Genomic DNA, 7,520 nt, shown 5'->3' on the forward strand with positions numbered 1-7,520 from the left:
CAGTCCGCGCCATTGCGGCCCTGCAGCCGCTGCGCTCGCTACAGCAGATCGCAGAGCGGCGCGATCAGCGGTTCGTCGGCGGGTGGCATGGGGTAGTCGCGCAGGGCCTGCGGACGCACCCATTTCAGGGCGGAATGTTCGCGAGCCTGCGGCGTTCCCTGCCACTTACGGCAGACGTAAAGTGGCATCAGAAGATGAAAGCTTCCGTAAGAGTGAGACGCAAAAGTTAACGGTGCAAGGCAGGCGGACTTGGTCGAGACCCCCAGTTCCTCCTCGAGCTCGCGGATCAGCGCCGCCTCCGGCGTCTCCCCCTCCTCGAGCTTGCCACCGGGGAATTCCCATAGCCCCGCCAGCTGCTTGCCTTCGGGCCGCCGCGCGATCAGCACGCGCCGGTCCGCATCGACCAGCGCGCAGGCGACGACCAGCTGGATCTTCATCCGCGCCCCCAGTCCGGCGCGCGCCGGTAGATATATGAATAGACCTCGCCGAAGCCGAACGAGGCATAGAGGTTGAGGGCCGGCACGTTGCTGGCCAGAACCTGCAGGGCCGAGTGCGTCGCTCCCATCGAGCGACCCCAGTTGAGCGCCGCGCCCATCACCGCGCGGCCGTAGCCCATGCCGCGGGCGCTGGGATGGGTGACGACATTGAGGAATATGCCCACCCCGCTGGATACCGCCGCCAGCGTCGCCGCCACCGGCAGCCCCGCCTTGTGATAGACGAGGACGCCCTGCACCGGGCAGGCGATGGCGCCGACGATCTGCGCCACCACGTCGGTGGTGACCTGGTCGTGGCCCGCCATCTGGGCCAGGGGGCGATACCAGGCCGGATCGGCCGGATCGAAGTACCGCGCCTGGAACTCGACCGGGAAATCCTCGTCCGGCATTTCCATCGCCATCACGAGGCTGGGCTCGAATTCCTCCCACTGCAGCCCGTCGAGCACGTCGACGACCTCGGGGGCGGTGAGCGGGGTGACGCGGAACACGGGGGGGATGCCATGCGCGCGGCTGAGTTCGGCCATCTGCCGCAGCCTGAGCTCGGCGTAGGCGCCGTCGGAGGGGTCGAGGCAGTGGATCGAGTTGGCCCGCTTGGTGTAGCCGCGCGCATAGCGCCACAGCCAAAGTCCGTCATGTGCCTGCTTCAGGGCCGGCCATGCAGTGAGGGTCGCCCCCTCGATCTGGCTGACGCTCAGCGGAACCATCAGGACCGGTAGTCTCCGTTGATGGTGATGTAGCCGTGGGTCAGGTCGCAGGTATAGACCGTCGCCGTGCCGGACCCGAGCCCGAGGCCGACGCGGACCTCAATCTCCTCGTTCTTCATGTAGGCGCTGGTCGCGGCTTCGTCGTAGGCCGGATCGCGCTCGCCCTGCGTGGCGACCCGGATGTCGCCGAAGCTGATCTCAAGCCGGTCGCGGTCAGCGGGCTCGCCGGCCTTGCCGACCGCCATGACGATGCGACCCCAGTTGGCGTCCTCGCCGGCGATGGCCGTCTTGACCAGCGGCGAGTTGGCGATCGACTGCGCGATGCGGAAGGCGCTGCCGTCGCTCTCGGCGCCCTCGACCGTGACGGTCACCATCTTGGTCGCGCCCTCGCCGTCGCGCACGACGTGGATGGCGAGCTCGTGCAGCACGTCGCCCAGGGCCTCGGCGAACACCGCCGCACGCGCGTCATCGGCCGATGTGATGGCCGGAATGGCGGCCTTGCCGGTGGCGAACACCAGGCAGGTGTCGGAGGTCGAGGTGTCGCTGTCGACCGTGACGGCATTGAAGCTCGTGTCGATCGCCGGCTGTAGCAGGCCCTTGAGCACGCCGGCGGCGATTGGCGCGTCGGTGAACACGAAGCTCAGCATCGTCGCCATGTCGGGCGCGATCATGCCGGAGCCCTTGGCGATGCCGGCGATCACCACGGGCACGCCGTCGAACTCGACGGTCGCGGTCGCGACCTTGGGGAAGGTGTCGGTGGTCATGATCGCCCTGGCGGCATCCATCCACGGACCGGGCGCCAGGCGCCCTGCGAGGTCCTCCGCCACGCCAGCGAACTTTTCGGCCGGCAGCGGCTCGCCGATGACGCCGGTGGAGGCCAGGAAGATCTCGGAGGGCTGCACGCCCAGGGCTTTCGACACGATGTCGGCCGAGAGCGCTACCGCTGCCGTGCCCTTCCGGCCGGTGAAGGCATTGGCGTTGCCCGAGTTCACCAGCAGCGCCCGGGCCTTGCCGCCCGGCAGGTTCTGGCGGCACCAGTCGACCGCCGCCGATGGGCACTTCGAGCGGGTCAGCACGCCGGCGACCACCGTGCCCTCGTCCAGCGCGACGAGCAGCACGTCGGTGCGGTTCTTGTACTTGATTCCGGCCTCTGCCGTCGCGAAGCGAACGCCGGCGACCTCCGGCAGTTCAGGATAAGACCTGGGCGCGAGGGGGGAGACGGGATGGGCCATTTTGCGTCCTGAGCGGCGACCTGAGGCCCATCCGTTTGCCTCAAGCCTCGTTCACAAGCAAGCCGCAATCCCGATCGGCCCGGGGCACGGCGGGCAGCGCCGCACTGGCGCGGTCACATCGACCGGCCGGGAGAGATGGCCAGGGATGCCGCCTGCGGCTGGCACAAAGAAAAACCCCGGCCGGAGCCGGGGTTTGTGATCTGCGCCGGCGCGGTGCCGCCTACTGCGTACCCGCCTCGCCCTCGGAGGCCGGCTCGGACTGCTTCTTGACCGCCTCGGCCAGCGCCGCGTCCGGGATATTGATGGCCAGGCCGGTCTTCAACGTCGCCATGGTGTCGTCGAAGGCCTTCAGCATCACCTGCTGGCTCAGCTGCTGGCTCAGCTGTTCCATCGGGGTCGGCGCGCTCATGCGCTTTTCCTCGACCTTGATGATGTGCCAGCCGAACTGGCTCTTGACCGGGTCGGAGACCTTGCCCGGCTCGAGCGTGAAGGCGACGGCCTCGAATTCCGGCACCATCATGCCCTTCTGGAAGAACCCGAGGTCGCCCCCGTTCTGCTTGCCCGAAGGATCGGTGGTCTTTTCCATGGCGAGCACTTCGAACGGCTTGCCGGCATCGAGCTCGGCCTTGATCGCCTTGGCCTCGTCCTCGGTAGCGACGAGGATATGGCGGGCATGCACCTCCTCGACCGGCACGAAGCTCTTCACGTAGTCGTCGTAGGCCGCCTTGATCGCGTCCTCGGTGATCGAAGTGGCGATCTTGTCGGTGAAGTAGTCGCGGCGCAGCGAACGATCCTCGAGATAGGACATGCGGCGCTTGAACATGTCGGCATCGGCCAGACCCGCCTCGCGGGCGGCCTTGGCCATCACTTTCATGTCAATCAATACGGTGACGAGGAAGGCGCGCCGGTCGGCCGGCGGCACCTGCTGCAGCTGCTGCTGCAGGTCCTCGGCGGCGAACTGCAGGTCCGCCTCGGTGATCGACATGTCGCCCACCGTCGCGACCACGGCGGCCGGATCGGGCTGGGCCGGAGCGGCAGGCGCCGCGGGAGCCGCCGCGGCAGGGGCAGCCGGCGCGGCAGCGTCCTGCGCCAGTGCGGCGAGCGGCATCAGGCCGAGCGTGGTGCCCAGCAGCAGGGTGCCGGCAAGGGTCTTGAGGGTGTGGCGGAAACCCTGCGGGGCAAGGTGGGTCATTAGGGAATTCTCCTCGATGGCGCTGAGCCCCCGGGCCGCGGCCGCGGGGAGCTTTGCCCCATTGGCGTTCCGTTGACAAGCAAAACACCCGCTCTTACATGTCGCTCCACTTCAAAGAGTGTTGACGGGTGAGGACCCGCCGCCTGCCGGATGTTTCGAAGCGCCCTTGCGCCACCCGGCGATGAACAATCAAAGGACGACAGGCATGGTACTGGCTGCAATCGCCAAGGCGATCTTCGGTTCAGCGAACGATCGACAGGTGAAGAAGTACCTTCCCCGGGTTGCCGCCATCAACGCGCTGGAGCCCGAATTCGAGAAGCTCACCGACGAGCAGCTGCGCGCCAAGACCCAGGAATTCCGCGACCAACTGGCCGCCGGCAAGACCCTCGACGACATCCTCGAGCCCGCCTTCGCCACGGTCCGCGAAGGCGCCAAGCGCGCCCTCGGCATGCGCCACTTCGATGTGCAGCTGATCGGCGGCATGGTGCTCAACAACCGCTCCATCGCCGAGATGAAGACCGGTGAAGGCAAGACCCTGGTCGCGACGCTCGCCGTCTACCTCAACGCCCTGCCGGGCAAGGGCGTGCACCTCGTCACCGTCAACGACTACCTCGCCCGCCGCGACGCCGCCTGGATGGGCAAGCTCTACAATTTCCTCGGGCTCTCGATCGGCATCATCGTGCATGGCCTCGACGATGCCGAGCGCAAGGCCGCCTACGACTGCGACATCACCTACGGCACGAACAACGAGTTCGGCTTCGACTACCTGCGCGACAACATGAAATACAGCCGCGCCCAGATGGTTCAGCGTGGCCACGAGTACGCCATCGTCGACGAAGTGGACTCGATCCTCGTCGACGAGGCGCGCACCCCGCTGATCATTTCCGGTCCCTCGGCCGACCGCTCGGCCCTGTACGAGATGGCCGACTCCCTGATCCCGCTGCTCGGCGAAGGCGATTTCGAGATCGACGAGAAGCAGCGCTCCGCCACCTTCACCGATGCCGGCATCGAGAAGCTGGAGGCCGCGCTGAACGAGAACGGCCAGATGAAGGGCGGCGACCTCTACGACATCGAGAACGTCGCACTGGTCCACCACCTCAACTCGGCCCTGCGCGCGCACAAGATGTTCCAGCGCGAGAAGGACTACATCGTCCGCAACGACGAGGTGGTGATCATCGACGAGTTCACCGGCCGCATGATGCCGGGCCGCCGCTATTCGGAAGGCCTTCACCAGGCGCTCGAGGCCAAGGAGCACGTCAAGATCCAGGCCGAGAACCAGACGCTGGCCTCGATCACCTTCCAGAACTACTTCCGTCTCTACAAGAAGCTGAGCGGCATGACCGGCACGGCCGCGACGGAAGCCGAGGAATTCGGCGACATTTACGGCCTCAACGTCGTCTCGATCCCGACCAACGTGCCGGTGAAGCGTGTCGACGAAGACGACGCCATCTTCCGCACCGCCGCCGAGAAGTTCGACGAGATCGCCAACCTGATCGTCGAGGCGCGCGGCCGCGGCCAGCCGGTGCTGGTCGGCACGACCTCGATCGAGAAGTCGGAAATGCTGGCGGAGATCCTGCGCGGCAAGGGCATTGAGAACATCGCGGTGCTGAACGCCCGCTATCACGAACAGGAAGCCCACATCGTCGCCGACGCCGGCGTCTCGGGCGCGGTGACCATCGCCACCAACATGGCCGGCCGCGGCACCGACATCCAGCTCGGCGGCAACCTCGAGATGCGCATCGAGCGTGAGACCAAGGGCCTCGAAGGCGCCGAACGCGAAGCCGCGATCGAGGAGATCAAGCGCACCATCGCCGTCGACAAGGCCAAGGTGCTCGCCGCCGGCGGCCTGATGATCATCGGCACCGAGCGGCACGAAAGCCGTCGCATCGACAACCAGTTGCGCGGCCGCGCCGGCCGCCAGGGCGACCCCGGCCATTCCAAGTTCTTCCTGAGCCTTCAGGACGACCTGATGCGCATCTTCCCGGTCGAATCGATGGATTCGATGCTGAGCAAGCTCGGCCTCGAGCAGGGTGAATCGATCACCCATCCCTGGGTGACCAAGGCGATCGAGCGGGCCCAGGCCCGGGTCGAGGCACGCAACTTCGACATCCGCAAGAACATCCTCAAGTACGACGACGTGATGAACGACCAGCGCAAGGTGATCTTCGCCGAGCGCCTCGAACTGATGGATGCCGACGACGTTTCCGAAACCATCGGCACCATGCGCCACGAGGTCGTGGACGACATCGTGGCCAAGTCGATCCCGCACGGCTCCTACCCCGAGCAGTGGAACGTCGAGCAGCTCACCGCCGCTGCCAAGACCTACCTCAACATCGACGTCCCGGTGGAAGCCTGGACGCACGAGGAGGGCATCGACGCCGAGGTCGTGCACGAGCGCATCAAGACGGCGGCCGACGAATTCGCCGCCGCCAAGGTGGCCCGCTACACGCCCGAGATCATGCGGCAGGTCGAGAAGTCGATCCTGCTGCAGTCGATCGACGGCCTGTGGCGCGAGCACCTCGTCACCCTCGACCACCTGACCAAGGTGATCGGCTGGCGCGGCCTTGCGCAGCGTGACCCGCTGATGGAATACAAGCGCGAGGCCTTCGAGTTGTTCGAGCAACTGTTGGCCAGCCTGCGCGAGCTGGTCACCACCCAGCTCAGCCATGTCGAGATCCAGATGCGCCAGCCGGAGCCGCCGCCCGCACTCGACCTCAGCGGTCTGCAGGACATCCACATCGATCCCACCACCGGCGAGAACGACGCGGACACCGACATCACCGGCACCTTGCCGCGCAATCTCGGCCCGGCCCCGCGGCTGGCCGCCTTTGCCGCGGCCGGGGCTGCCGCAGGGGCCGACGTGATCGAGGCCGATCCCGCCCTCCGCCCGATCGACCCCAAGCTGCTCGTCGGCGTCTCCCGCAACGCCCCCTGCCCCTGCGGCTCAGGCAAGAAGTTCAAGCACTGCCACGGCGCGTTCTAAGTACTTGTAATATAAGTACTTTTTCTTCCGGTTGCACATAGGCACCACATATGCAAATGTGGTTCCTGTGTGCATTCCTAGGCAAATGCTAGGCAAACCGGATGGAAGACCTAACGCAAATTGACGACAACGCAGTCGTCTTTAAGCGCGAAGGCACCTACCAGGCACGCATTCGGATAGATGGGAAATACGTCTATCGCAGCCTCAAAACCGGCGACCTTGCTGTAGCAATCAAAGCCGCGCAGAAGCTCCTCCACAAATTCGAATTCAGCGCCGAGCATGGCATTCCGATCAGTGCCAGGACGTTTGGCGAGGTGATCGATGAGTATGTGAAATACCGCGAAGCTGAAAACCGGCAAGGTCGTACGTCCGACGGCATGCTGCGACAGATCAAGCGCGTCGTGCGGTTTTGGCAGGCATACGCGGGCAGCAAGCTCATTACCGCTATCGGTGACAAGGAGCTCCGCGACTACGTCCAGTGGCGCAGGGACTACTACACGCAGCGCCCCAACGAAGCGAAGAAGCGGAACGTGAAGGTCAACCCGACCGACAAGACGCTTCAGTTCGATCTGATGATCGCCAAAGCGGTGATCAAGTGGGCGCACGAGCAGGGATGGCGCGGTTTACTCCCGCTGCCGATCTTCACGTACACACCGAAGAAGAAGCGCGTTCGTCCGGCATTCGAGAACAGCGATTATCGCGGCGTGCTCGACGCCATCGGTAAGTGGATCAAAGCTTGCAAGAACCCGAAGCACCTCCACACTCGCTGTTGATTGCCACTGAGAACTGACCCAGCAGGCTGGGATTTTTCCATCGAGATTTGACCCATGTGTGACCCTTGCCCCTCGTGGTTTGAGCGGGGGCTGTGGAGTGATCGACATGGCATTGTTGAGCGTTATCCGACGCTGGCATTTT

At 65.4% G+C, this 7,520-nt stretch carries 6 protein-coding genes; 2 read left to right on the forward strand and 4 right to left on the reverse strand.

From position 1 onward, the window contains the following. Positions 1 to 38: 38 nt before the first annotated feature. The 4 genes from J0I99_RS20200 to J0I99_RS20215 all read right to left on the reverse strand — a co-directional run bounded on the left by J0I99_RS20200 (position 39) and on the right by J0I99_RS20215 (position 3,622). Entirely contained in the window at positions 39 to 437 is a 399-nt protein-coding gene (locus J0I99_RS20200; protein WP_291399251.1) for a (deoxy)nucleoside triphosphate pyrophosphohydrolase, read from the reverse strand. Then, positions 434 to 1,198, reverse strand: coding sequence for a GNAT family N-acetyltransferase (locus J0I99_RS20205; RefSeq protein ID WP_291390865.1), 765 nt, complete (start codon positions 1,196 to 1,198; stop codon positions 434 to 436). Before J0I99_RS20205 ends, J0I99_RS20200 begins: the two co-directional genes overlap by 4 nt. Further along, complete coding sequence (gene argJ / locus J0I99_RS20210; RefSeq protein ID WP_291390866.1) at positions 1,198 to 2,430, reverse strand: bifunctional glutamate N-acetyltransferase/amino-acid acetyltransferase ArgJ; 1,233 nt, start codon at positions 2,428 to 2,430, stop codon at positions 1,198 to 1,200. The genes J0I99_RS20205 and argJ overlap by 1 nt, the downstream gene beginning before the upstream one ends. Positions 2,431 to 2,650: 220 nt before the next feature. Continuing rightward, entirely contained in the window at positions 2,651 to 3,622 is a 972-nt protein-coding gene (locus J0I99_RS20215; RefSeq protein ID WP_291399252.1) for a peptidylprolyl isomerase, read from the reverse strand. A gap of 205 nt (positions 3,623 to 3,827) precedes the next feature. Here J0I99_RS20215 and secA point away from each other — a divergent pair, with 205 nt between their 5' ends. Together secA and J0I99_RS20225 are read left to right on the forward strand one after the other, a co-directional pair. After that, positions 3,828 to 6,605 carry a preprotein translocase subunit SecA gene (gene secA, locus J0I99_RS20220; protein WP_291399253.1) on the forward strand — a complete coding sequence of 926 codons (2,778 nt, stop codon included), beginning with the start codon at positions 3,828 to 3,830 and terminating at the stop codon, positions 6,603 to 6,605. Between the two features lie 101 nt (positions 6,606 to 6,706). Continuing rightward, positions 6,707 to 7,378, forward strand: a complete 672-nt coding sequence (locus J0I99_RS20225; RefSeq protein ID WP_291399254.1) for a hypothetical protein — start codon at positions 6,707 to 6,709, stop codon at positions 7,376 to 7,378. Positions 7,379 to 7,520: the final 142 nt, after the last annotated feature.

It is taken from the genome of Devosia sp., from assembly GCF_017307495.1.
Lineage (GTDB): Bacteria > Pseudomonadota > Alphaproteobacteria > Rhizobiales > Devosiaceae > Devosia_A.